The 23139-nt window shown below is 75.8% G+C and carries 23 protein-coding genes and 1 rRNA gene; 4 read left to right on the top strand and 20 right to left on the bottom strand.

All coding sequences use genetic code 11. The annotated features are described in order from the left end of the window. Positions 1–9: 9 nt before the first annotated feature. Positions 10–162 (bottom strand): VOC family protein, encoded by a 153-nt coding sequence (locus tag ACI8AP_RS18130; RefSeq protein ID WP_456590760.1) that lies wholly within the window; start codon positions 160–162, stop codon positions 10–12. Between the two features lie 60 nt (positions 163–222). Between ACI8AP_RS18130 and ACI8AP_RS18125 the strand changes: the two genes are divergently transcribed. Then, positions 223–348, top strand: a complete 126-nt coding sequence (locus ACI8AP_RS18125; RefSeq protein ID WP_456590759.1) for a WCX domain-containing protein — start codon at positions 223–225, stop codon at positions 346–348. A gap of 12 nt (positions 349–360) precedes the next feature. On the opposite strand, the gene ACI8AP_RS18120 is transcribed toward ACI8AP_RS18125, so the two are convergent. From ACI8AP_RS18120 to steA, 8 genes are read right to left on the bottom strand one after another with little or no spacing between them, the layout of a single operon-like run. Next, positions 361–963: an NUDIX domain-containing protein gene (locus ACI8AP_RS18120; RefSeq protein ID WP_456590758.1), complete on the bottom strand. Its 603-nt coding sequence runs from the start codon at positions 961–963 to the stop codon at positions 361–363. Continuing rightward, a complete protein-coding gene (locus tag ACI8AP_RS18115) occupies positions 963–2699 on the bottom strand; it encodes a CTP synthase (RefSeq protein WP_456590757.1) in 1737 nt (578 codons plus the stop codon). The genes ACI8AP_RS18120 and ACI8AP_RS18115 overlap by 1 nt, the downstream gene beginning before the upstream one ends. Beyond that, positions 2674–5061 carry a hypothetical protein gene (locus tag ACI8AP_RS18110; RefSeq protein ID WP_456590756.1) on the bottom strand — a complete coding sequence of 796 codons (2388 nt, stop codon included), beginning with the start codon at positions 5059–5061 and terminating at the stop codon, positions 2674–2676. The genes ACI8AP_RS18115 and ACI8AP_RS18110 overlap by 26 nt, the downstream gene beginning before the upstream one ends. Positions 5062–5078: 17 nt before the next feature. Further along, entirely contained in the window at positions 5079–6227 is a 1149-nt protein-coding gene (locus tag ACI8AP_RS18105) for a glycosyltransferase family 4 protein (protein ID WP_456590755.1), read from the bottom strand. Beyond that, a complete protein-coding gene (gene murJ, locus ACI8AP_RS18100; protein ID WP_456590754.1) occupies positions 6220–7845 on the bottom strand; it encodes a murein biosynthesis integral membrane protein MurJ in 1626 nt (541 codons plus the stop codon). Before murJ ends, ACI8AP_RS18105 begins: the two co-directional genes overlap by 8 nt. Further along, positions 7842–8681, bottom strand: coding sequence for a hypothetical protein (locus tag ACI8AP_RS18095; protein ID WP_456590753.1), 840 nt, complete (start codon positions 8679–8681; stop codon positions 7842–7844). Before ACI8AP_RS18095 ends, murJ begins: the two co-directional genes overlap by 4 nt. After that, positions 8678–9625: a copper transporter gene (locus ACI8AP_RS18090; protein ID WP_456590752.1), complete on the bottom strand. Its 948-nt coding sequence runs from the start codon at positions 9623–9625 to the stop codon at positions 8678–8680. The genes ACI8AP_RS18095 and ACI8AP_RS18090 overlap by 4 nt, the downstream gene beginning before the upstream one ends. Next, positions 9622–10809 (bottom strand): putative cytokinetic ring protein SteA, encoded by a 1188-nt coding sequence (gene steA, locus ACI8AP_RS18085; protein ID WP_456590751.1) that lies wholly within the window; start codon positions 10807–10809, stop codon positions 9622–9624. The genes ACI8AP_RS18090 and steA overlap by 4 nt, the downstream gene beginning before the upstream one ends. A 165-nt stretch (positions 10810–10974) precedes the next feature. Between steA and ACI8AP_RS18080 the strand changes: the two genes are divergently transcribed. Continuing rightward, positions 10975–11856 (top strand): TetR/AcrR family transcriptional regulator, encoded by an 882-nt coding sequence (locus tag ACI8AP_RS18080; RefSeq protein WP_456590750.1) that lies wholly within the window; start codon positions 10975–10977, stop codon positions 11854–11856. Positions 11857–12016: 160 nt separating this feature from the next. On the opposite strand, the gene ACI8AP_RS18075 is transcribed toward ACI8AP_RS18080, so the two are convergent. The 5 genes from ACI8AP_RS18075 to ACI8AP_RS18055 are packed head-to-tail and all read right to left on the bottom strand — an operon-like array spanning position 12017 to position 16556. Beyond that, complete coding sequence (locus ACI8AP_RS18075; RefSeq protein ID WP_456590749.1) at positions 12017–12733, bottom strand: methylase; 717 nt, start codon at positions 12731–12733, stop codon at positions 12017–12019. Between the two features lie 56 nt (positions 12734–12789). After that, entirely contained in the window at positions 12790–14568 is a 1779-nt protein-coding gene (gene recN / locus ACI8AP_RS18070) for a DNA repair protein RecN (RefSeq protein WP_456590748.1), read from the bottom strand. Next, complete coding sequence (locus tag ACI8AP_RS18065; protein WP_456590747.1) at positions 14543–15583, bottom strand: NAD kinase; 1041 nt, start codon at positions 15581–15583, stop codon at positions 14543–14545. Before ACI8AP_RS18065 ends, recN begins: the two co-directional genes overlap by 26 nt. Then, the gene (locus tag ACI8AP_RS18060; RefSeq protein WP_456590746.1) at positions 15580–16377 is read right to left on the bottom strand and encodes a TlyA family RNA methyltransferase; all 798 of its coding nucleotides are present in this window, start codon (positions 16375–16377) and stop codon (positions 15580–15582) included. The genes ACI8AP_RS18065 and ACI8AP_RS18060 overlap by 4 nt, the downstream gene beginning before the upstream one ends. After that, on the bottom strand, positions 16377–16556 hold the full coding sequence (locus tag ACI8AP_RS18055; protein ID WP_456590745.1) for a hypothetical protein: 180 nt from the start codon (positions 16554–16556) through the stop codon (positions 16377–16379). The genes ACI8AP_RS18060 and ACI8AP_RS18055 overlap by 1 nt, the downstream gene beginning before the upstream one ends. A gap of 312 nt (positions 16557–16868) precedes the next feature. Here ACI8AP_RS18055 and ACI8AP_RS18050 point away from each other — a divergent pair, with 312 nt between their 5' ends. Further along, on the top strand, positions 16869–17186 hold the full coding sequence (locus tag ACI8AP_RS18050; protein ID WP_456590744.1) for a sterol-binding protein: 318 nt from the start codon (positions 16869–16871) through the stop codon (positions 17184–17186). Between the two features lie 11 nt (positions 17187–17197). Here ACI8AP_RS18050 and ACI8AP_RS18045 read toward each other — a convergent pair whose 3' ends face one another. After that, a complete protein-coding gene (locus ACI8AP_RS18045; protein ID WP_456590743.1) occupies positions 17198–18316 on the bottom strand; it encodes an HAD-IIA family hydrolase in 1119 nt (372 codons plus the stop codon). Further along, positions 18313–18738: a tetratricopeptide repeat protein gene (locus ACI8AP_RS18040; RefSeq protein WP_456590742.1), complete on the bottom strand. Its 426-nt coding sequence runs from the start codon at positions 18736–18738 to the stop codon at positions 18313–18315. Before ACI8AP_RS18040 ends, ACI8AP_RS18045 begins: the two co-directional genes overlap by 4 nt. 101 nt (positions 18739–18839) lie before the next feature. On the opposite strand from ACI8AP_RS18040, the gene ACI8AP_RS18035 reads away from it, so the two are divergent. Beyond that, positions 18840–20150, top strand: a complete 1311-nt coding sequence (locus ACI8AP_RS18035) for a DUF1015 domain-containing protein (RefSeq protein ID WP_456590741.1) — start codon at positions 18840–18842, stop codon at positions 20148–20150. A 17-nt stretch (positions 20151–20167) separates the two neighbouring features. On the opposite strand, the gene ACI8AP_RS18030 is transcribed toward ACI8AP_RS18035, so the two are convergent. The 4 genes from ACI8AP_RS18030 to rrf form a co-directional block, all read right to left on the bottom strand. Further along, positions 20168–20527 carry a single-stranded DNA-binding protein gene (locus ACI8AP_RS18030; RefSeq protein ID WP_456590740.1) on the bottom strand — a complete coding sequence of 120 codons (360 nt, stop codon included), beginning with the start codon at positions 20525–20527 and terminating at the stop codon, positions 20168–20170. A gap of 98 nt (positions 20528–20625) precedes the next feature. Continuing rightward, positions 20626–21693 (bottom strand): hypothetical protein, encoded by a 1068-nt coding sequence (locus tag ACI8AP_RS18025; RefSeq protein ID WP_456590739.1) that lies wholly within the window; start codon positions 21691–21693, stop codon positions 20626–20628. Next, positions 21621–22805, bottom strand: coding sequence for a hypothetical protein (locus ACI8AP_RS18020; RefSeq protein WP_456590738.1), 1185 nt, complete (start codon positions 22803–22805; stop codon positions 21621–21623). The genes ACI8AP_RS18025 and ACI8AP_RS18020 overlap by 73 nt, the downstream gene beginning before the upstream one ends. Before the next feature lie 208 nt (positions 22806–23013). Next, positions 23014–23130 (bottom strand): 5S ribosomal RNA (rrf, locus tag ACI8AP_RS18015). Between the last annotated feature and the right edge of the window lie 9 nt (positions 23131–23139).

The following is a 23139-nucleotide window of genomic DNA, read 5'->3' as shown; positions in this document are numbered from 1 at the left end:
CGGAACCCGTCACGCCGGGGAGCGGCCCTCGACCACGTCGAGGTAGTGCTGGTTGGCCATGACCCCGAGCACGTTGCCGAAGGGGTCGACCACCGATGCGGTGACGTAGCCGGGGCCCCGCTCGACCGGCTCCTGGTGCACCGTCGCGCCCAGCGACAGCAACCGCTCGAACGCGGCCCGGGGACGGCCGGGCGCGGGTCCGCCTGGCCGCCCCGGACGCCGTTGGACATCGCCCGCACGCTCGCCGGCTGGGGCGCCGACGTCGAGGCGATCGAGCCGGCGCCGGTCCGGGCCGAGCTGGCGCGGATCGGCGCCGAGCTCACCGGCCGCTACGCCGGCGCGCCGTGATCGGCGGCCGCCTCAGCCGGCGTCGACCGGGCGGAGCCGCGGGCCCGCCGCCCGCACCTGGGCAGCGGCCAGCAGCCCCACGACGGCGGCGACGTTGCGGATGTCGCCGTCGAACACCCGCTGGACCGCGTCGGCGAGCGGTACCCGCTCCACGGTCATGTCCAGCTCCTCGTGCTCCACGGTGAAGCCCTCGGGGCGGTCGACCTCGGTGAGCCCCTCGGCCAGGTAGACCAGCACCTGCTCGTCGCAGAAGCCGGGCGAGCTGTAGTGGGTGGTCAGCAGCGACCACCGCGCGGCCGAGAGCCGGACCTCCTCGGCCAGCTCCCGCTTCGCCGTCTCCAGCGGTGGCTCACCCTCCGCGTCGCGGAGCCCCGCCGGCAGCTCCCACAGGTAGCCGCCCACCGGGTGCCGGTACTGCCGCAGGAGGACCACCTCGTCGGTCTCGGTGAGCGCCACGACCGCCACCGCCCCCGGGTGGCGGACCACCTCCCGGACGCTGTCCCCGCCGCCGGGCATCGCCACGGTGTCCTTGACCAGGCGGATGACCCGCCCCTCGTACACCGGCTCGGTGGCCAGCACGCGGTACTCGTGGGCGTCCGGCTCGCCCTTGCCCATCAGATGCCGACCTTCTCCGCCTCGTCCACCGGCACCGGCAGCCGCGCCGACTCCTGGTAGTCGACGGCTGCCTGCACGAACGCCGCGAACAGCGGGTGCGGCCGGGTGGGGCGGCTCTTGAGCTCCGGGTGGGCCTGGGTGCCGACGAAGAAGGGGTGGACGTCGGCGGGGAGCTCGGCGAACTCCACCAGCGTCCCGTCCGGCGAGGTGCCGGAGAAGACCAGGCCGGTCTCGCTGAGCCGGTCCCGGTAGGCGTTGGCCACCTCGTAGCGGTGGCGGTGCCGCTCGGTGATCTCCGTCGACCCGTAGGCGGCGGCCACGACCGAGCCCTTCTGCAGCACGGCCGGGTAGCTGCCCAGCCGCATCGTGCCGCCCATGTCCCCGCGCCCGGCGACGACGTCGAGCTGGGTGGCCATCGTGGAGATGACCGGGTCGGGGGTGCTCGGGTCGAACTCGGTGGAGTTCGCGCCGGTGATCCCGGCCAGGTTCCGGGCGGTCTCGATGACCATGCACTGCAGGCCCAGGCACAGCCCCAGGGTCGGGATGCCGTTGACCCGGGCGTGCCGGATCGCGCCGAGCTTGCCCTCGATGCCGCGCACCCCGAACCCGCCGGGGATGCACACGCCGTCGACGCCGGCCAGCGCCTTCTCCGCGCCCTCCTCGGTCTCGCAGTCGTCGGAGGCGACCCAGCGGATCTGCACCCGGCTGCGGTGCGCGAAGCCACCGGCGCGCAGCGCCTCGGTGACCGAGAGGTAGGCGTCGGGCAGGTCGATGTACTTGCCGACGAGCGCGATCGTCACGGTCTGCTTCGGGGCGTGGACGCGGTCGAGCAGGTCGCCCCAGACCGTCCAGTCCACGTCGCGGAACGGCAGGCCCAGCCGGCGGACGACGTAGGCGTCGAGCCCCTCCCGGTGCAGCACCTTGGGGATGTCGTAGATCGACGGCGCGTCGGGGCAGGAGATGACCCCCTCGGCGTCGGTGTCGCACATCAGGCTGATCTTGCGCTTGAGGCCCTCGTTGATCTCGCGGTCCGAGCGGCAGACCAGGGCGTCGGGCTGGATGCCGATGCTGCGCAGCGCGGCGACCGAGTGCTGCGTCGGCTTGGTCTTCAGCTCGCCCGAGGGCGCGATGTAGGGCACCAGCGAGATGTGCAGGAAGAAGCAGTTGTCGCGGCCGATCTCGTGCCGCACCTGGCGGGCGGCCTCGAGGAAGGGGAGCGACTCGATGTCGCCGACCGTGCCGCCGATCTCGGTGATCACGACGTCGACGCGCTCCGCGCCGTCGGCACCGGCGAGGATGCGCGCCTTGATCTCGTTGGTGATGTGCGGGATGACCTGCACCGTGTCACCGAGGTACTCGCCGCGGCGCTCCTTGGCGATGACGTCGGAGTACACCTGCCCGGTGGTCACGTTCGCCCGGCCCGAGAGGTCGATGTCGAGGAAGCGCTCGTAGTGGCCGACGTCGAGGTCGGTCTCCGCACCGTCCTCGGTGACGAACACCTCGCCGTGCTGGAACGGGTTCATCGTGCCCGGGTCCACGTTGAGGTACGGATCGAGCTTCTGCATCGTGACCCGGAGGCCGCGGCTGGCCAGCAGGGTGCCGAGCGAGCTGGCGGTCAGGCCCTTGCCGAGCGAGGAGACGACCCCGCCGGTGACGAAGACGAACTTCGTCGGCTGGTTGTTGCGGAGCAGGACGTTGCTGCCCGAGTGATCACGTGTTCCCGACGGTCGATCCACGGGAGACGACCGTAACACGGTCGGAGCCCTCGGCCGGGCCGGAGTGCGCAGCGCCACCCGCGGACCCACCCGTCTCGCGCCGGCCGTCCTGCGGGCCCGCGACCAGCCACACCAGCAGCGGTACCAGCAGGGCCGCGGCGGTGGCGGGCAGCGCGACGCCGGAGTCGTTGACCGCCGCTCCGATGGTGAGGCTCAGCGCCACGGACAGGAGCGCGGCGCGCAGCACGGCGGCGTCCCCGGGTGGCAGGCCGGCCGGGCCCCGCGGCGGGCGGCCGGGCACGGTCGGCGCGCTGCGCAGCGGGCCACCGGGCCGGAGCAGCCAGACGGCGGCGACAAGCGCGACCGGCAGCATCCACGCCAGCGGGCTGCCCAGCAGGATGCCGATGTTGGCCTGGGCCTTGCGGCTCACCACCGTCCACGCCTCACCGTTGAGCACCTGCTCGACGAAGCGGCCCAGGTGGCTGCGCTCCGTCGGCGGCCCCGTCCAGTCGAGCACCGCCACCGTGCTCACCGCCACCACGGCGGCGGCGAGGATCACGCCCAGCCGGACGATCGTGACCCGCACGCCGGTCAGCAGCATGGCCAGGAGCAGGAAGCCGGGCAGGGCCGCCAGGACGCCTCCGAAGTCCCGCCCGAGGCCGGGTGCCCCGATCACGGCGACGACGAGCAGCCCGGCCCCCACCACCACGGCGGCCGTGCGTCTGCGCCGCCGCCGGGGGCTCGACCGGCGTGCGACCGCCGCGGCCAGCGCCGCGGTGACCGTCAGCGCGCTCACCGACAGCAGCCCGAAGCTGAGGTTGCCGTAGCCGGTGAACCGCCCGGCCACGATCGCGTCGTAGCCCAGCGGGCCGTTGAGCTCCATCGTCGAGCCGGTGAGCACGTCGCCGACGAGGGTGACCAGGGTCAGCGCGAGGACCGCCAGCGCCGGCCCCAGCCGGCGGCGGCGCCACGGGCCCAGGACGGCGAGCGCCAGCACTGCCAGGTCGGCGACGACCACCGCGGTCACCAGCGCCGGCAACGGCTCCCCGGCCCGTTCCCACGGCACCAGACCCGCGAGGTAGGTGGCCACCGGCAGCCCGGCGGCGGCCAGGCAGAGCAGGCGCAGCGCCCGGCGGACCGGCGGCCAGGCCCCGGGGCGGGCACCCCGCCGCCCGGTGCCGACGACCAGCACGCCCAGCCCGACGACGACAGCGCCGAGGAGCACGAAGGTCCAGAAGAAGACACCGGTGTTGCGGTGGTGGGTGAGCGCGGCGGTGTTGACCCGCTCGAGCTCGGCCACGGCCTCGGGCAGCGGCGGTCGCTGCCCGGTGCTCCGCCACGGCTGCCCGTTCATCGACGACGGCGGGTCCAGCCCGAGCGCTCGGAGGGCGGTGGGTGCCACGTCGATCAGCTGGACGAACGGCGTCCGGCCGGTGCTCGCCGAGGTCAGCCAGCCCGCGTCGAAGCCGGGTCCCGAGGCCATGCCGACGTGCAGCTGGGGCCGGCCGTCGTTGACCTCGGAGATGCCGGCGAGCAGCAGCAGGGTGTCGCCCGGGAGCGCGTCGACCGCGCCGCGCAGCCGCCCCAGCGCGTCGTCGATCCGGCCCAGGGCGGCCGCCCGCGGCTCGGGCCGGGTGCCGTCGTCGGTGGGCTCGGCACCGGGGGCGCCGGCGTCGGTGAGCTGGTCCAGGGAGACCAGGGTCAGCGGGCAGGAGTCCAGCACCTCGGCCAGCTCGGCGGGGTTCGCCACCAGGGTGGGCACCGTGGTGAGGGGCACCCCGTCCGCGGCGACGGCCAGCGCGGCGGCCCGGCCCGACACCGCGGCGCACCCGACGACCTCCCCCAGCGCGCCGGGCTGCGCGCCGAACCGGACGGTGCCCTCGTCCTCGGCGATCCGGGCGACGGTGGCCTGCGGATCGCCCAGCGCCACCGCGGCCACCCGCTCCTGGAGGCCGCACCGCGTGAGCGAGGTGTCCAGCCGGGGCTCCTCGGGGGCCTCCTCCTCGGGGCCGGCTTCCTCCCGGTCCCCGTCGGGCGCCTCCGGATCGGGCAGCGTGGGCAGCGGCACCGGTGGCAGCCCCTCGTCGGTGCCGGGGAAGCGCGCCCGGTTCCCCGCGCCGAGCGTGGCCCAGCCGTCGAGCAGGCAGGTGGTGGAGCGGGCGGCCCGCACCGACGTCGCTCCGATCGCCGACCCCTCCGCCAGCGCCCACAGCTGCGGCGTCGCCGTGGCGTCGACATCGGCCCACGTGAGCCCGGGCACCCCCACCACCACGACGCGGTCGGCGGCGTAGTCCTGCTGGTCGGCCACCGCACCCGCCCCGGTCGGCAGCCCGACCAGCAGCAGCAGGACCAGCGCCACGAGCGCCGCCGTCCTGCGTGCCACCCGCGTAGCCGGCCCGGTCATGTGCCCGGCCGGGCCGGGGACGTCCCGAGCAGGTCCCGGTAGATGCCGACCAGCTGCGCGGCCGTCCCCTCCTCGTCGGGCCAGGTGGCCGCCTGCCGCAGCCCCGCCTCGGCGAGGTCGGCGGCGTGCGCGCTGTCGCAGAGCACCCGCACCACGGCCTCGGCCAGGGCCTCGGCGTCTCCTGGCGGGACGAGCTCGGCGGCGTCCCCGAGCAGCTCCGGCAGCCCGCCGGTGCGACTGGCCACCAGGGGCACCCCCGCCCGCAGCGCCTCCTGGGCGGTGAGCGAACGCGCCTCCCAGCGCGAGGGCAGGACGCAGAGGTCGGCGGCACCGAGCAGGTCCGCGACGTCGTCCCGGCGACCCAGCAGCGTGACCGGCAACCTCTCGGCCCGGATGCGACCGGCGAGCTCGTCGTGCAGCGGCCCGTCGCCGGCGACGACGACCGACGGCGCGGGTCGCACGCGCTGGTCGGCCGACCAGCGGGCCACGGCGTCGAGCAGGACGTCGTAGCCCTTCTGCGGGTGCAGCCGGCCCACGGCGACCACGAGCGCGCGGTCGTCGTCCAGCCCCAGCTCCTGCCGCACCTCCGCCGGGGTGCGCGTGGCCGCGGGCAGCGGTGGCGCGGAGACCGGCGCCAGCCGCACGTCGCGCGCCCCCCGCCGACGGGCGTTCTCCGCCAGGTCGGCCGAGGCGGCGAGGACGACGTCGGCGGCCCGGACGGTGGCCCGCTCCGCGCGTGCCAGCACCCGGCGCCGCAGGCCACCGCCCTCGGGGAGGGCGTTGTGCAGGGTGAGGACCAGCGGGGGCGAGCCGTCGGCCAGCCGGCGCGCGGCCGCGGCGACCAGGCCGGCGCGCAACCCGTGCGCGTGCACGAGATCGGTGCCGGTCAGCGCCGTGCGGAGCGCCCGCACCGCCCGGGCGTCGGCGGCGGGGGCCAGCCCGGCGGAGATCTCGACGGGCGTGAAGTCCGCGCCGCGGCCGGAGAAGTCGAACAGCGCGTCGGTGGCTGCCGGGCCGCACACACCCACGTCGGCACCCGCGGCGAGCAGCGGGTGCAGCAGCGAGCGCACGTGGGTGCCCACCCCGCCGGTGCTGGTGGCGAGCACCTCGGTGACGCGGCGGCCGCGCAGGGGCGCCTCAGGCACCGCGCACCTCCTGCCCGCCCGTCGACCGCAACTCCCGGAACGCCCCCACCAGCTGCGCGCGGGCCGTGCCCATCATGACCGCCAGCGCGACGGCGAGCACCACGCACCCGGCGAGGACGCCGACCCCGAGCGTCACGAGCAGGCCGCCCCCCGGCACCGGGTCCGCGCCCAGCGCCCGGGTGACCCACAGCCCCGCGGCGCCGCCCACGACGGCCGCCAGGACGGCCACGGGGCCGGTGCGGCCCAACCCTCCCAGCGCGGGCCGGCCCGCCACCCGGGCGACCACGAGCAGCAGCCCGGCCCCGGCGACGGTGACCCCCGCGGTGTGGCCGAGCCCGAGGGCCAGCGCCCGGTCGCCGGCGGGCAGGACCCGGGCCAGGACGACGTCGGCGACGACGGCGAGCAGCCACCCGCCCAGGACGCAGGCCGTCGGCGCCTTCCACAGGCCGCGGGCGTACAGCGCCCGGGTGAGCACCGCCACGAGGCCGTAGCCGAGCAACCCCGGGGCGAAGGCCATGACGGTGTCGCGCAGCGCCGCGACGTCGCGGTCGCCCTGGGCAGCGAGGAAGACCCGCGCCACGGGGCCGGCGGTCGCGACCAGCACCGCGGCGGCGACGGCGGAGGCGGCGACCGCGAGCACGGTGACCGGCGCCAGCGCACGGCGGTACGCGGCCTCGTCGCCGCTCTCGGCGCTCTCGGCCAGCCCGGGGTAGGCCGACGTCGCCAGCGGGACGGCGAGGGCCGCCCAGGGCAGCAGGAAGACCGTGAGGCCGGCGGCGTACACGACGAGCGTGCCTGCGGGGGCGCCGTCGTTGGCCAGCCGGATCGCGACGGCGGCCAGCAGCTGCTGCCCGGCGAGGGTCAGCACGCCGGCGGCGGCCAGCCGGCGGACCCGCGGGGCGGCGCCGACCGGGAAGCGCAACGCCGGCCGCAGCCCCAGGCGCAGTCCGCGCACCGGCGCCAGGAGGCTGAGGCTGAGGGCGACCACGCCGAGCGTCGTGCCGACGCCGAGCACCAGCTCGGCCGGCGTGGAGAGCCCGGAGACGTCCCGGCCGCCCCCGATCGCGGCGAAGACCAGGTAGGTCGTGGCCACCACCACGCTGGACAGCAGCGGGGCGAGCGCCGGCCAGGCGAAGCGCCGGTGTGCCTGGAGCACGCCCGTCAGGACGATGCCGATCCCGTAGAGGACGACCTGCGGCGCGAAGACGAGCAGGAACCGGCTGGCCAGCTGTACCTCCGCCGCGTCGCCGCCGCCGAGCAGCAGCTCGGCGATCGGCTCGGCGAACACGGCGACCAGGAGCGACAGCGGGACCAGCAGCAGCAGCGTCCAGCCCAGCAGCGCCGAGGCGGTGCGGCGCACCTGCTCCCGGTCGCCGGCGGCGATGCCACCGGCGAGCATCGGCACGACGAGGCTGGCCAGCGCGCCGCCGGCGACGACCTCGAACACGATGTTCGGGACGTTGTTGGCCGCCAGGTAGGCGTCACCGGTGGTGCCGACCCCCACCGTGTTGGTGAAGACGAGCGTGCGGCCGAACCCGGCCAGCCGGGCCAGGAGCGTCAGCGCCGCGATCAGCGCGGCGGCGCCGGCCACCCCGCGCGCCACCTGCCGGGTGCTCACGAGGATCGGCGACCGAGGCGGTCCAGATCGCGGAGCCCGGGGGTGGCCTCGATGACGCGGGTGAAACTGATCCGCTCGCTGGCCAGGGTGAGCGCGGTGATGGCCGCCAGCGCGCCCGTCCGGGCGCCGCGGGAGGGCATCCGGGCCAGCCGCAGGCCGAGGAGGGCGCCCACGGAGTTCGCGCCGCAGTCGCCGAGCATGATCCGCTCGCCGAGGTCGTCCGGCAGCACGGCGAGGCTCGCCCCGAAGGGACCGGCCACCAGGTTCCCCGCCGGGCCACCCAGACCGGCGGCCGCGGCGATCGCCGCCACCTTCGCCGCGCGCCCGGGTCGCAGGTCCAGCAGGTTGAGCAGGTTCGCGGTGCCGGCGACCAGGCCGGTGGTGAGCACGCCGTCGACCACGGCACCGGCGCCCCGGCCGGGCCCGCGGGTCAGGATCGCGGCCACGGCGGCCGCGGCGCCGATACCGGCCACCTTGACCGCCCCGGCCGAGACGCGGCCCTCCCGGAGCGCCCGCAGGTGCCCGGCCAGCCCCTTGTCACGGGCCTGCTCGGGCCGGGCGCCGGCGAGGTCGTCGTACCCGCCGACGAGGCCGGAGACGGCGCCGACCACCACCGCTGCGGCCCGGGTCCCGGGCGGGGCGCCGAGCGCCGCCGACGCCGTCGCCGAGACGGCGAGCGCCGGCCCGCCGAGCAGGGACACCGGCCGGCCGGCGTAGTTCGTCCGCCGCCAGGCCGCACCGGCCGGCGACGCCGTCAGCGCCGTCGATGCGGCCAGGGCGACGCGCGCCGCTCCCGCACCGGCGAGCGCGAGGGCCGCGGCTCGCCGTCCGCTCACTGCGCGGCCGCGGGCACCGGCGGCACCGGCTGGGCGTCGTCCGCCGTCCCGTACTTACCCGACGTGCCCTGCGACTCCTGACCGAGGGCGAGGACGGTGCTGATCCTGCCCACCTCCGTGCCCACGTTGTCCACCGTGGAGACGGCCGCGGCGAGCGCGGGGTCCGCGCGCAGCACGCCGACGAGCCCCTCGGGGCGCGCCGTCGCCGCCGTGCCGGCGACGACTGCGCCACGGCCCTGCTCGTCGAGCGCGGTGACCAGCTCGACGAGCATGGTGGTGCGCTGATCGGCGTCCGCACCCTCGAACAGGCCACCGGTGAGGACGACGGCGTGGTCGGCCGGCGAGACGGAGGCCGACTCGGCGGTGAGCACCTCCAGCGAGCTGAGCCCGGCCAGCACCGAGGACACCGCCGCGGTGTCCGGCACCGGACCGCCCTCGGGGATCATGAGCACCTGGGACAGCAGGGAGGCCACCAGGACCCCGGCATCGCCGCTCTCGGGCAGCTGGAGGCCGGCGGGGAGCCCCGCGCCGGTCACGTAGCTCTGCAGCGCGGTCGCGGTGGCCGGGTCGCTGTACTGCGGCTGCAGGCGCACGACGCCGCTGACCGAGCCCCCGGCGTCGCCGATCAGCGCGGTGACCTCCTCGACCGTCTCCGGGGCGACGTCCTCGTCGGTGAGCACCAGCAGCACGCTGCGCTCGGTGAGCGTGCCGTCGACCAGGACCGGGCCCACCGCCTCCTCGAACTCCTGGCTGGTGCTCAGCTGCGCCTGGAGGTCGCGGGTCTGGTCCTCGAGCGCCCGCTTGTCCTGCTCGAGCTGGGAGACCTGGTTCTCGATGTCGGCCAGGATCGGCTCGTTGAGCGCCGTGGTGCCGATGACGATCCCGAGCGCGACCGCGAGGAACACGGCGATCAGCGACACCAGGTGGTAGCGGAAGTCGATCACGAGAAGAGGTTCTCCAGCCAGAACATGAAGCTGTTCCATTGGTCGAGCAGCAGGTCGAGGTACAGCCGCCCCGCGGCGGAGACGGCGAGGGCCGACCCGATGGCGATGAAGGCGGCGAGCACCAGGACGACGAGCGCGGTGGTCGAGATGCGGCTGCGGTAGAGCCGGCTGACGCCCTTGGCGTCGACCAGCTTGCCGCCCAGCCGCAGGCGGGTGAGGAACGTCGACGCCATGCCCCCGCGGCCCTTGTCGAGGAACTCGACGAGGGTGGCGTGGGTGCCGACCGCGACGATCAGCGTGGCGCCCTTCTCGTCGGCCAGCAGCATCGCGATGTCCTCGCTCGTGGCGGCGGCCGGGAAGGTGATCGCCTCCACGCCGAGGTCCTGGACGCGGGCGAGGCCGGGAGCCCGCCCGTCGGCGTAGGCGTGCACGACGACCTCGGCACCGGAGCGCAGGACGTCGTCGCTGACCGAGTCCATGTCACCGATGATCATGTCGGGCGAGTAGCCGGCGTCGACGAGGGCGTCCGCGCCGCCGTCCACCCCGATGAGGACCGGGCGGTAGTCGCGGATGTAGGCGCGGAGCGCGTGCAGGTCCTCCTTGTAGTCGTAGCCGCGGACGACCACGAGCACGTGCCGGCCCTCGATGGAGGTGGTGACGTCGGGGACGCCGACCCCGTCGAGCAGGAGCGCGCGCTCCCGCTTCATGTACTCCATCGTGTTGGCGGCGAACGCCTCGAGCTGCACCGACAGCCCGGCCTTCGCATCGGCCATCGCGGCGGCGACCGACTCGGCGTCGTGCTCGGTCCCCTCGGCGAGCACCGTGCCCTCGGCGTCGAGCAGCCGGCCGCCGTCGAGGCGGACCTCGGTGCCCTCCTTGACCTTCGCGAAGACGTCCTTGCCGACGTCGTCGAGCAGCGGGATCCCGGCGTTGATGAGGATCTCCGGCCCCAGGTTCGGATAGCGACCGGAGATGCTGGGCGCGGCGTTGACCACCGCGGCGACCTTGCAGCCCACCAGCGCGTCGGCGCTGACCCGGTCGATGTCGACGTGGTCGATGACCGCGATGTCGCCGGGGCGCAACCGCTTCGTCAGGTTCTTCGTGCGGCGGTCCAGGCGGACGGTGCCGGCGACGCCGGACCCGGTTTCCTGTGCCCGGCCGCGGCGAACGGTGCCGATGCGCATGACATCGCATGCTGCCACGCCCGGCACGCCGGCCGATCCACCGACGCGCCTCGGCAACGCCCTGGTCACTCAGCGTGTCCGACACCACCTTCGGCCGACACGCCGGGTTCGTCCCGCGGGCTACTTCCGCGGAACCGTTACCGAGTCGTGACTAGCGTTGCCCGTGTGACTGGTGTTGCCGCAGCCCTGACGACCGACGCGTCCCTCCCGCAGGTCGAGGAGGCCGCCCCGGCCCCTGCCGGCACCGCGGTGATCAGGGCCGTTCCGGCTCCGGAGCCGGTCGCGGCCCCGGCTGCGCCCCCCGTGCCGCCGGCCGCGCCGGTGGTGGACGAGGACGTCGCGGACCAGGACGGCGTGGACCAGGCCGTCGCGGGCCAGGACGGCGCGGACCGGCCGCGAGGCCGCCGGAAGCTGCGGGGCCAGGGCATCCGGGAGCACCGCCGGCAGCAGACCCGCGAACGGATCGTCGACGCCGCCACGGAGCTGTTCGAGGCGCGGGGCTTCGACGCGGTGAGCGTCGTGGAGATCGCCCAGCGCGCCGGCGTGGTGGAGAAGACCGTCTTCAACCACTTCCCCGTCAAGGAGGGGCTGGTCTTCGACGCCGATCCGCCGATGCGCGCCGCGCTGCTCGCCGCGGTGCGCCGGCGGCCGGCGGGTGAGTCGGTGGCCGCGGCGGCGGGGAGCTTCGTGGTCGCCGCGGTGAGCCTGCTCGGCACGCCCGAGGCCGCCGAGGGCGTGGCCCGGATGGCGCGGGTCATCCGGGGCAGCCGGACGCTCCAGGTGCGGGAACGGGAGATCCTCGGCGAGCTCACCACCTCGCTGGCCGACCTGATCGCCGAGGAGACGGCGGCCCGGCCGGGCCAGCTCGAACCGTGGCTCGCCGCGCACGCCGTCCTCGGGCTCTACGCCTCCCTGCTGGAACTCGCCCGCGACCGCGTCCTGGCCGGGGTGAGCGGGCCGGAGCTCGCCGCGGAGCTGCGCCGCCAGGGACGCCGGGGCCTGGCCCTGCTGCAGTTCGGGCTCGCCGGGTACGCCAAGCGCAGGTGACCGACCTGTCGAGCGGGGCCCGGAGGGCCTCCCGAGGGAGGTCGGGGAGCCGCCCCGCGAGGCGGCCCGCCGAGGGGCGGCCGGAGGCCTCCCCGAGAAGGGCCGGCAACGGCTCAGCGCAGGCGGGGAACGGCTCCTGGCCGCGGTGTGATCCGGAGGATCACAGACTGATCTGCAGAGAACGGAGCAGCTGGTCGCCGCGGTTGCCGGGGAGACCCGGATCGCGGGTGAACAGCGCGACCGCCACCATGTAGCCGTCCTCGCCGGCCCAGGCGTGGCCCGCGTCGCACAGCCGGCGGATGTGCTCGCGCACCTTGGGCTCGCTGCTGTACGGGCCGAAGTCCAGGCCCGTGGCCAGGAAGTTGACGACCCGGTACCCGAGCTCCTCCGCGGTGCGCACGGTCGTCTCCGGATCCGAGTAGCTGGCGACCGCGGAGATCACGTTCGTGTAGCCGGCCTTGAGCAGCTGCAGCACCAGGTCGTTCCCGCGGACACCGCCCCAGAGCTCGGGCATGACGATGTCCCGGTCCGGCGCGGGGATGTAGGGCGGGTTGGAGATCACCGTCCGGGCCTGGTGGCCGCCCGCGGAGTCGGCCTGGTCGAAGAAGTCGCCGAGCTCGACGGTGTAGCGGTCGGCGACGCCGCGCTCGGCGATGTTGGCGCGGGCCTGCTCCACCGACGGGGCGCTGATGTCGTAGCTGCGCACGCGCAGCTCGGGCAGGGAGCGCACCACGTCGGAGATGGCGGTGGCGTCGCCGGTGCCCAGTTCGTCGACCCCCTCCTCGACCCAGCCCAGCTGGTCCCGGTACTGGTCGAGCAGCATGCACACCGAGAAGCCGTAGTGCGCGGACTCGTCGGTGGAGGAGAAGCAGGTCACCGACGCCCCTTACCCCGGTGCATTGCGGGCCACTCACCCGCTCCGGGGAATGCCGGTCAGCGGGCAGCCGCCGCCACGGCGAGCAGTTCCCGCGCGTGCGCCTGGCCGGTGTCGCTGTCGGCGAGGCCGGAGAGCATGCGAGCCAGCTCGCGCACGCGGTCCTCGCCGTCGACCGAGCGGATGTCGGTGGCGGTGACCCCGGCACCGGTGTCGGGTGCCTTGTCGACGACCAGGTGGGTGTCGGCGAAGGCAGCGACCTGTGCCAGGTGCGTGACGACCACGACCTGGTGGTCCCGGGCCAGGCGGGCAAGCCGCCGGCCGATCTCCCCGGCGGCCTGGCCGCCCACCCCGGCGTCGACCTCGTCGAAGACCATGACCGGCACCGGGTCGGCGCCGGCGAAGACGACCTCGATGGCCAGCATCACGCGGGAGAGCTCCCCGCCGGAGGCGCCCTTGTGCACGGGCCGGGGCGGCGCGCCGGGGTGCGCGGCCAGCAGCAGCGCCACCTCGTCGACGCCCTCGGGCCCGGGGTCGTCGGGGTGGCTGTCGATGCTGAAAGAGACCTGGGCGCTCTTCATCGCCAGCCCGGCCAGCTCGCGGCCGACCTCGGCGGCGAACCCCTCCGCGGCGGCCCGCCGCCCCGCGGAGATCGCGGCGCCCAGGCGGTCGACCTCCGCGCGGGCGGCGTCCCGTTCGGCCTCGAGCGCCTCCAGCGCCTCGTCGGAGACGTCCAGCTCGGCCAGGCGGTGCTGCGCGTCCTCGGCCCAGGTGAGCACCCCGGAGACGCCCGCCCCGGGTTCGGCGTACTTGCGGACCAGCGCCGTCAGGGCGGCTCGGCGGTCGAGCACCTCGGCCAGCCGGGCGGGATCGGCGTCCAGGTCGGCCACGTAGCCGGCGAGCTGGCCGGCGACGTCGGAGACGACGGCCACGGCGTCGGCGAGGTCCTGGGCGAGCATGACCAGCGTCGGGTCGTCGGAGCCGGCCAGCGCGCGCTCGGCGATGGCCAGCGACGCGGTGGCGTCCTGCGGCAGCTCGCCGCCGACGAGGTCGCCGGTGACGTCGCCGATGAGCGCCATGCGCGCCTCGTCGGCGGCGGCTCGCAGCGCATCGGCGTCGCTGAGCCGCTTGGCCTGGGTGTCGAGCGCCTCGTCCTCGCCGGGTTCGGGGGCGACCGCGGCAATCTCCTCCAGGCCGTGACGGAGGACGTCGGCGGCCTGCGCCAGCTCACGGGCCTGCCCCCGCCGGCGGTCGAGGTCCGCGGCCAGGTCCCGCCAGCGCTGGTAGGCCTCGCGGTATCGCTCCAGCAGCGCCAGGTGGTCGGCGCCGGCGTAGCGGTCGAGCGCGCGGCGCTGCTCGGCCGGGCGGGACAGCCGCAGCTGGTCGGTCTGCCCGTGCACCGCGAGCAGGCTCTCGGCGAGCTCCGCGACGACCCCGACCGGAACGCTCCGGCCGCCCAGGTACGCGCGGGACCGGCCCTCGGCGCTGACGGTGCGGGCGAGGATGAGGCTGCCGTCGTCGTCGGGGTCGGCACCGGCGTCGGCCGCCCGCGCCCACGCGGGCGACTCCGGCGGCAGCTCCAGGCGGCCCTCCACGCCGGCGCGACCGTTCGCCCGGACCCGGCCGGGGTCGGCCCGCCCGCCGAACAGCAGGGTCAGGCCGGTCACCACCATGGTCTTGCCGGCGCCGGTCTCCCCCGTCACGACGGTGAGACCACGGCCCAGCTCCAGGGTGACGTCGTCGATCGCGCCGAGTCCCCGGATGCGCAGCTCCGAGAGCCGCCCGGTCGCGGTGCCCGCCGGGGCCGGTCGTTCAGACGCCGTCGTGCGTGCCGCCACCGCTCACCTCCCGCGCCGGGAGGTCGGAGCCGTCGACGACATCACGGGCGAGGACGTTGCGGCTGGTGAACAGCTCGTGACCCGGACCGGGGTGCCGGGCGTCACGGAAGCCGCGGACCGGCAGTCCGAACTTCGCCACCAGCCGGTCGCCGAACGTCGCGGCGTGCACGCGGGCGATGCGTACCGGCCGGCTCGCCCGGCGGACGTCGACGTGGCCACCGTCGGGGACCTCGACGGTGCGCCGCCCGTCGGCCGAGACGCGCGCGCGGTTGCCGTCTGCGGGGACGGCGACGGTCACCACCGAGTTCGGCGAGGTGACCAGTGGCCGCGCGAACAGCGCGTGGGCGTTGGAGGGCACCAGCAGCAGCGCCTCGACGTCGGGCCAGACCACCGGCCCCCCGGCGGAGAAGGCGTAGGCGGTGGACCCGGTCGGGGTGGCGCACAGGACGCCGTCGCACCCGAAACTGGTCAGCGGCCGCCCGTCGATGGCGAGGACGACGTCGAGCACCCGCGAGCGCTCGGCCTTCTCCACGGAGATCTCGTTCAGCGCCCACGTGCCGCCGACGACCATGCCGTCGCGGTCGCGGACGTCGACCTGGATCGCGAGCCGCTCCTCGACCGAGTACTCGCAGTCCTCGATGGCGGTCAGGGTCTCCTCGACCGCCTCGGGCTCGGTCTCGGCGAGGAAGCCCACCCGGCCGAGGTTGACCCCCATCAGCGCGGCGTCGGTGTACCGGGCCAGCTCGGCGGCGCGCAGAAAGGTGCCGTCGCCACCGAACACCATGACGATCTCGGCGTCCTTCGCGGCGGCCTCGTCGCAGGGAACCACCTCGGCGCCGGGGATCTCCAGGTCGGGCGCCTCCTCCTCGAGCACCTTGACGCCGATGCCGCCGCGGAGCAGCCGCGCCGCGGACGTGCGGGCCAGCTCGACGATGTCCTGCCGCCCGGTGTGCACCGTGAGCAGGACCCACCGGGCCTCCTGCCCGTCGCGCGGTGCCGTGCTCGGCTTGCTCACTGCGGTCCCTCCTGGACTGCTCGACGGACGGTGTCCTCCTCGGTCGGCCCGGCGTCGGACCGCAGCCAGAGGAAGAACTCCACGTTCCCAGCGGGCCCCGGCAGGGGGCTGGCCACCACACCGGCGGTTCCCCAGCCCAGTGCGTGCGCCGCTCGGCCGACCTCCAGGACGGCCTGCACCCGGTGCTCGGGATCGCGCACGACCCCGCCGGCACCGAGCCGCTCCCTGCCCACCTCGAACTGCGGCTTCACCATGGGCAGGAGGTCGGCGCCCGGCCGGGTGCACGCGGTGAGCGCGGGCAGCACCAGGCGCAGCGAGATGAAGGACAGGTCGGCGACCACGAGGTCGACCGGTCCGCCGATCGCCTCGGGGGTGAGCGTGCGCACGTTGGTGCGCTCGTGCACCCGCACCCGGTCGTCCGTGCGCAGCGACCAGGCCAGCTCCCCGTACCCGACGTCGACGGCGACGACCTCCGACGCGCCCCGGTCCAGGAGCACCTCGGTGAAGCCGCCGGTGGACGCGCCGGCGTCCAGGGCGCGCCGCCCCTCGACCGGAACGGGGAACGCCTCCAGCGCCCCGAGCAGCTTGTGCGCGCCGCGGGACACCCAGGTGGGCTCGTCGGGGTCGGTCCGCACGACGACGGGGGTGCCCGCCTCGACGCCGGTCGCCGGCTTGGTGGCCGCCTGGCCGGCGACGGCGACCCGCCCCTCGGCGATGAGGCTCACGGCGTGCTCGCGCGACCGGGCGAGGCCGCGGCGCACGAGCTCGGCGTCCAGCCGGGCGCGACGGGCCATCAGCGCGGATCGATCGTGCCGAGTTCGCGCTGCAGGCGCGCGTGCTCGGCCTCGAAGACGGCCACGTGCTCGGACACGGGCAGCTCCTCCAGACCGCCCAGCCGGTGGCCCGCGCCCGCCCCTGCCGGGGGCGTTTCCCCGCCCGTCGCCGGGACCTCGGTGGCCGGGGACTGGGACACCACGGACTCGGTCGCCGGCGTCGGCCGCGGCCCGGTCGTGGGCCCACCGGGAGCGGCGACCGGCGCAGCCCCCGGGCGGGGGGGCCCGGGCACCGGACGCGGTGCGGTCGGCTCGGTCACGGAGCACCTCTCGGGGAATCGGGTCGAGGAGGGAAGGGCGCGCGCTCGCGCACGAGCCGGCGTCCTGCTGCGGAGGTTACCGGCCGGCAACGACGCGGACCGGCCCGACGGAGCAGCGCGATAGCGTCGGGCGACCGCACCCACCACCGATCCCAGGGGAGATCCCGCCGCGTGGCCACGATGGACCAGTGCATGACCGCCCTCACGGGCATCCTCGGCGACCTGGCCGCGAACCCCGCGGCGGCCGGGCTCGACCGGAGCCTGTCCTGCCGGCTCCCCGACCTCGAGCAGGTGGTCCTCGGTCGGCTGAGCTCCGGTTCGGTGCGGGACCTGCACGCGGTGCCCGACGGTCCCGGCGTCCCGAAGGCCGACATCCGGCTGACCATGACCAGCGACGACCTGGTGGCCCTCACCGACGGACGGCTGTCGTTCGGGCCGGCGTGGGCCAGCGGCCGGGTCAAGCTGGAGGCGGGCCTGCGCGACCTCCTGCGGTTGCGCAAGCTGGTCTGAGAGCGGGCGGCTCAGCGGGAGCCGGCCGACGGCAGGTGCCAGGTCCGCGCGACCTCGGTCGCTGCCGGGCCGTGCGCCAGGACGCGCACCGGCGCGGCCGCGGTGGAGTGGGCGGCCCAGTGCGCGACGCAGAGCGCGCGCAACCCGTCGAGGTCGTCGGAGGCCGCCGCACCCCGCTGCGGGGGTCCGGCGTCCGGTCCGCGGAGCTCCAGCGCGTCGCCGCCCTCGGCCCGCTGGACCGTCCAGCCGCCGCACCGCCACGTACGGCCCTCGACCGTCACCGCGGGGTGGGCGTGCAGCATCCCGGCGGCGTCGGCAGCGAGCAGATCGGGCCGGTGGTCCGGGCCGGCGGCGAGCAGCGTGGCCGGATCGGTGACCCCCGAGAAGACCAGCAGGCTGGCCGCGCCGGCGCGGCGAGCGCCCTCGATGTCGGTGTCCAGCCGATCGCCCACCACCAGCGGGCGCTCGGCGGCGGTGCGGCGGACGCACTCGGCGTGCATGGCAGGGTCGGGCTTCCCGGTGACCAGGGGCTCGCATCCGGTCACCTGCCGGACGACCGCCACCATCGCCCCGTTGCCCGGTAACGGGCCGCGCGGCGAGGGGATGGACGCGTCGGCATTGGTCGCGATGTGCCGGGCGCCGTTGCGGACGGCGACCACGGCCTCGGCGAGCTGCGCCCAGCCCACCTCGCGCCCGTACCCCTGGACGACGGCCTCCGGATGGTCGTCCGCGCTGGCGACCACCGTGAGCCCGGCGGCCTCCAGGGCAGCCGCGACGCCGGGGCCGCCGACCGGCAGGACCCGCGCCGCGGGGTCGAGGAGACCGGCGACGACGGTGGCCGCCGCCTGGGAACTGGTGATGACGTCGGACGCGCCGGCCGGCACCCCCAGCTCGGTCAGGTGGGCGGCCACCTGCTCCGGCGTGCGGGCGGCGTTGTTCGTGACGAAGCCCAGCCGCATGCCGGCGGCGCGGGCACCGGCCAGGGCGGCGGGCACGCCCGGCACGGCGTCGGGGCCGACGTAGACCACCCCGTCCAGGTCGAGCAGGGCCACGTCGTACAGCCGGGCCGGGGGCTCGGCGCAGCCCGCGGCGAGCGCCGGGATCGGCGACCCGGTGGCCTGGTCGCTCATGCGGTCCCCCTCATCCGGCGCGCCCGCACCTCGCGCAGGGCCCGGGCGTAGTGGGCGAGGTCGGGGCGCATGGCCACGGCGAGTGCGAGCTGTTCCGCGGCGAGGGCGAGGTCGCCGGCGCGGCTGGCGGCCAGCCCGAGGCCGAACCGTGCGTAGTCGTCGGCGGGGTCGGAGGCGATGAGGCTGGTGAAGGTGTCGATCGCCTCGGGGTACCGGTGGGCGTCGTACTGGGCCCGCGCCAGGGCCTCGCGCACGCTGCGCGAGCCCGGCTCTGCCTCGGCCGCGCGGGCCAGGAGGGTGGCGGCGGCGTCGGGATGCCGGTCGGCGAGCAGCTCCAGCCCGCGGTGGTACCAGTCGTAGACACCGCCGGCGGGTGCCTGGCGCGCCCCGCCCCGGTCCTCCGGTGCACCGGGCTCCGCCACCGCTGCCTCCTTCCTGGACCGCTGCCCGGTCCTCGCTGCTCTCCCCGGCCGGTCGGGAGCGACCGACGGCGGCCGTCGCTGCCGCTCCTACGATCTGTGTCGTGCTCTCGTCGTCGGTGGGACCCCGAACACCCGGGTCGGTCCCGGGCCTGGAGGTCCGGCCGTTCCGGGCGCTGACCTACCGGGACCGCGATCCCGGGCACCTCGCCCGTGTCAGCTCGCCAGCCTACGACCTGGTGACCCCGGCCGGCCGGGATCGGCTGGTCCACGCCGACCCGCACAACATCGTGCGGCTGATCCTGCCGGGGCTCGACGGTGGGCCGGGCGTCCCGGACAGCTGCGCCGGTCTCGCCGCCGCCACGCTGCAGGCGTGGCTGGACGAGGGCGTGCTCGTGCGCGACCAGGCTGCCGCTCTGTGGCTGTACGAGCTGCGACCGTCCGACGGCGCCCCGGCCACCGTCGGGTGGCTGGGCGCAGTGGTCCTGCCGCCGGAGGGGTCGACAGCGGTGCTCCCCCACGAGGACACCTACCCCGCGGCGGTGGAGGGACGGCGCGCCCTGCTCGCCGCGACCCGCACGGACCTCGAACCCATCGTGCTGGCGCACGATCCCGATCCGGCGGTGTCCGGCGTGAGCGACACGGTGCGGCGGACGCCGCCGACCCTGGAGCTGCGTGACGGCGACGGCGTGCTGCACCGGCTGTGGCGCGTGACCGACGCGGCGACGCTGGAGGCTGCCACGAGTGCCCTGGCCCGTACCCGGGCGGTGATCGCGGACGGGCACCACCGGTTCGCGGCGGCCCGCGCCCACGCCCGCACCCAGGGCGGTGGACCGGGGTCGGGCGCGGTTCTCGCCCTCGTCACGCCCATGGGACCGGGCGGTCTCCGGGTCGACCCGATCCACCGCGTGGTGCCCGGCCTGCCGTTCGATGCGGCTGTGGACGCGGCGGCTCGCGGGTTCGTCACGGCGGAGCTGCCGGTCATCGGGGCGGGCGCCGGCGCGGTCGTCGCGGCGGCGCGCACCTGGCTGGGGGATCCCGCCGAGCGGGGGCTGCTGCTGACCGACGGCGCCCGGCTGGTGCGGCTGACCGGCGCCGACCCGGTGGTCCGGGCCGCCGTTCCGCCGGAGGCCCCACCGGCCTGGCGCGACCTCGACGTGGTGCTGGCACACCACGGGCTCGTCCAGCTGCTGTGGGCCCGGCCGGACACGGTGGACGCCGTCGTCATCGCCCACACCCTCGAGGAGGCGGTCGCGGCCGCGCTCGAACAGGACGGGGTCGCCGTGCTGCTGCGCGCCCCGTCTCCCACCGACGTCGCCGCGGTCGCGCGCGCGGGCGCCCGCATGCCGCGGAAGTCCACCCTCTTCGTGCCGAAGCCGCGCACGGGCCTGGTGCTGCGGCCCCTCACGGACTGACCGGCGGGCCACGCTGGTCAGGCGGTCTCCCCCGCCGCTCGCCCGGCCGACCGCGGGACCTTCCGTCCGCGCCGGCAGTTGACCTCGCAGACCGACGCGGTACCTGACCCGGTGCGCCAGAAGCGCCGCTGGAGCGCTCCCTCGACCTCCACGACGTCACCGGGCTGCCAGGCGGCGATGCGCCGCTGCAGCGCCCGGTCGTACGTGATGCAGGTGAGGACGTCCACCGACCGACCTCGCACCGTGGGCACCGGTCTGCGCACCACCAGACGGAAGCTGAGCAGCGCGTCGCCGCTCGGCAGGGTGCGCAGTTCTGCGGGGGCGGACAACCGCCCCCGCAGGACCACGTCGTTGCGATCGATCACAGCCACGCTCATGCCCGCAGCCTGGTCGGTCGTGCCGCCCTCGTCCGCCGTACGACCCGATCTGTGGAGTCACGCGCGGGTGTGGACGGCGGTTCGTCCCCGACTCGGGGTCAGGACTCCTGGTCGTCGCTCCCGGATCCCGCTCGCTCGTCAGCGGAGGGGGCGTCGCCGTCGGTCTCACCCAGCAGCTCGGCGACCTCCGCCTCGACCTCCTCGGCGAAGCTCATCGCCTGCGGGCGGTTACCGTCGTCCGGGGTACCGGCGGTCGGGCTCGCGTCCTCCGGAGCGATGAACTGCAACGCGATGTCTCTCGGGGCCACTGCTCCCGGGACTACGTCCTCCGCAGCGACGTCCTCCGCAGCGACGTCCTCCGCAGCGACGTCCTCCGCAGCGACGTCCTCCGGAGCCTCTGTTCCCGGAACCACCTCCTCCGGAGCGATCTCCCCCGGAACCACGTCCGCCCGAACGACGTCCTCTCCGGACATGTCTGCCTCGTCGACCTCGCTGAACTCGACGCCGAAATCCTCACCCGCCAGCTCGGGATCGATTGCCGCGACGGCCTCGAGCCACTGATCGGAACGCTCGTCCTCGCCCTGGGCTCGCAGGAGCTCGGCGTAGGCAGCGGCCAGCCGCAGCCGGCCCGGATCGCCGGCGAACACAGCCGACGGCTCGGGGCGACCACCGAGAGCCGCCTCGAGGACCAGGCGGGCCGCAGCCTCCTCGCCGAGATCCTGTCGTGCGCCTGCTTCGACCAGTCGCAGCTCCACGGTCTCCTCGGCGTCGACGCCTTCGGCGAGCGCCTCGTTCACCAGGCGGATGGCCACCTCGGGACGGCCGAGCGCACGCTCACAATCGGCCAGCACTGCGCGATAGCCCTGATCCCCGCTCATGCGGCGGTAGGCACGGATCTCCCGAGCCGCCTCGGCGTAGTCGCCGGCGTGGTAGGCCGCAACCCCCACGGCCTCGCGGACGACGGCCAGCCGGGAAGCCCGATCACGAGCAGCGCGTGCATGGGCGAGCGCGGTCTCCGGGTCCTCGTCGACCAGGGACCCGGCCGCGACCAGGTGCCCCCCGACCTTGGCGGAGTTGCGCGGGTCGAGCCCCTTCAGGGCAGCGCGGATCGCAGGATCCAGCTCCCGGGGATCTGCCCATTCGGGGATCTCCGGACCGACCGGCACCGGGGGGCGCCGGTCCTGCGCGTCCCGGGACGGACGGCCGCCGGAGGGACCACCCTCCGGGCGTCGGTCGCGCCAGTTGACCTGCGGCGTTTCCCCCGACGGTCGGCGGTCCTGCCAATCACCACGCGGCCGGTCACCCTGCGGTCGAGCCGGGCGGTCGCCCTGGGGACGGCGGTCCTGCCAGTCACCACGGGGACGGTCCCCCTGAGAGCGAGCCGGCCTGTCCCCCTGCGGCCGAGCCGGGCGGTCGCCCTGGGGGCGCCGGTCCTGCCAGTCACCACGCGGGCGGTCACCCTGGGGACGGCGGTCCTGCCAGTCACCACGCGGGCGGTCACCCTGGGGACGGCGGTCCTGCCAGTCACCACGGGGACGCTCGCCCTGCGGCCGAGCCGGGCGGTCGCCCTGGGGACGGCGGTCCTGCCAGTCACCACGGGGACGGTCCCCCTGAGAGCGAGCCGGCCTGTCCCCCTGCGGCCGAGCCGGGCGGTCGCCCTGGGGGCGCCGGTCCTGCCAGTCACCACGCGGGCGGTCACCCTGGGGACGACGGTCCTGCCAGTCACCACGCGGGCGGTCACTCTGGGGACGGCGGTCCTGCCAGTCACCACGGGGACGCTCGCCCTGCGGCCGAGCCGGGCGGTCGCCCTGGGGACGGCGGTCCTGCCAGTCACCACGGGGACGCTCGCCCTGCGGTCGAGCCGGGCGGTCACCCTGGGGACGACGGTCCTGCCAGTCACCACGCGGGCGGTCGCCCTGCGGTCGAGCCGGGCGGTCGCCCTGGGGACGACGGTCCTGCCAGTCACCACGCGGGCGGTCGCCCTGCGGTCGAGCCGGGCGGTCGCCCTGGGGACGACGGTCCTGCCAGTCACCACGGGGACGCTCGCCCTGCGGCCGCCCGGGCCGGTCACCCTGCGGTCGCCCCGAGCGGTCGCCCTGGGAACGGCGGTCCTGCCAGTCACCACGCGGGCGGTCGCCCTGCGGTCGACCCGGGCGGTCACCCTGGGGACGACGGTCCTGCCAATCACCACGGGGACGATCCCCCTGAGAGCGAGCCGGCCTGTCGCCCTGCGGCCGAGCCGGTCGATCGCCTCGGGCACCACCGCGCGCGCCAGCACCGCCCTCCGGCCGACGATCGTTCTGTGACCGGGGGCCGCGGCCACCCTGTCGCCCGTCGCCGGACCCGCCGGAACCACGTCGCGGAGCAGTCATGCCTTTTCAGTACCTCTTTGCTAGACGCCGCACACGACCAGCACGGCCGGCGGCGGACATGGAAAAGCGAACGGGGGCCAGAGCGCTCGCTCTGACCCCCGTTCGGTGAAGTATGTCCGGCGGCGTCCTACTCTCCCACCCCGTCTCCAGGGCAGTACCATCGGCGCTGAGAGGCTTAGCTTCCGGGTTCGGAATGTTGCCGGGCGTTTCCCTCTCGCCATGGCCGCCGTAACTCTGTGA

The organism is Blastococcus sp. SYSU DS1021 (genome assembly GCF_054050995.1).
This window is presented reverse-complemented; position numbering and strand designations above follow the sequence as displayed.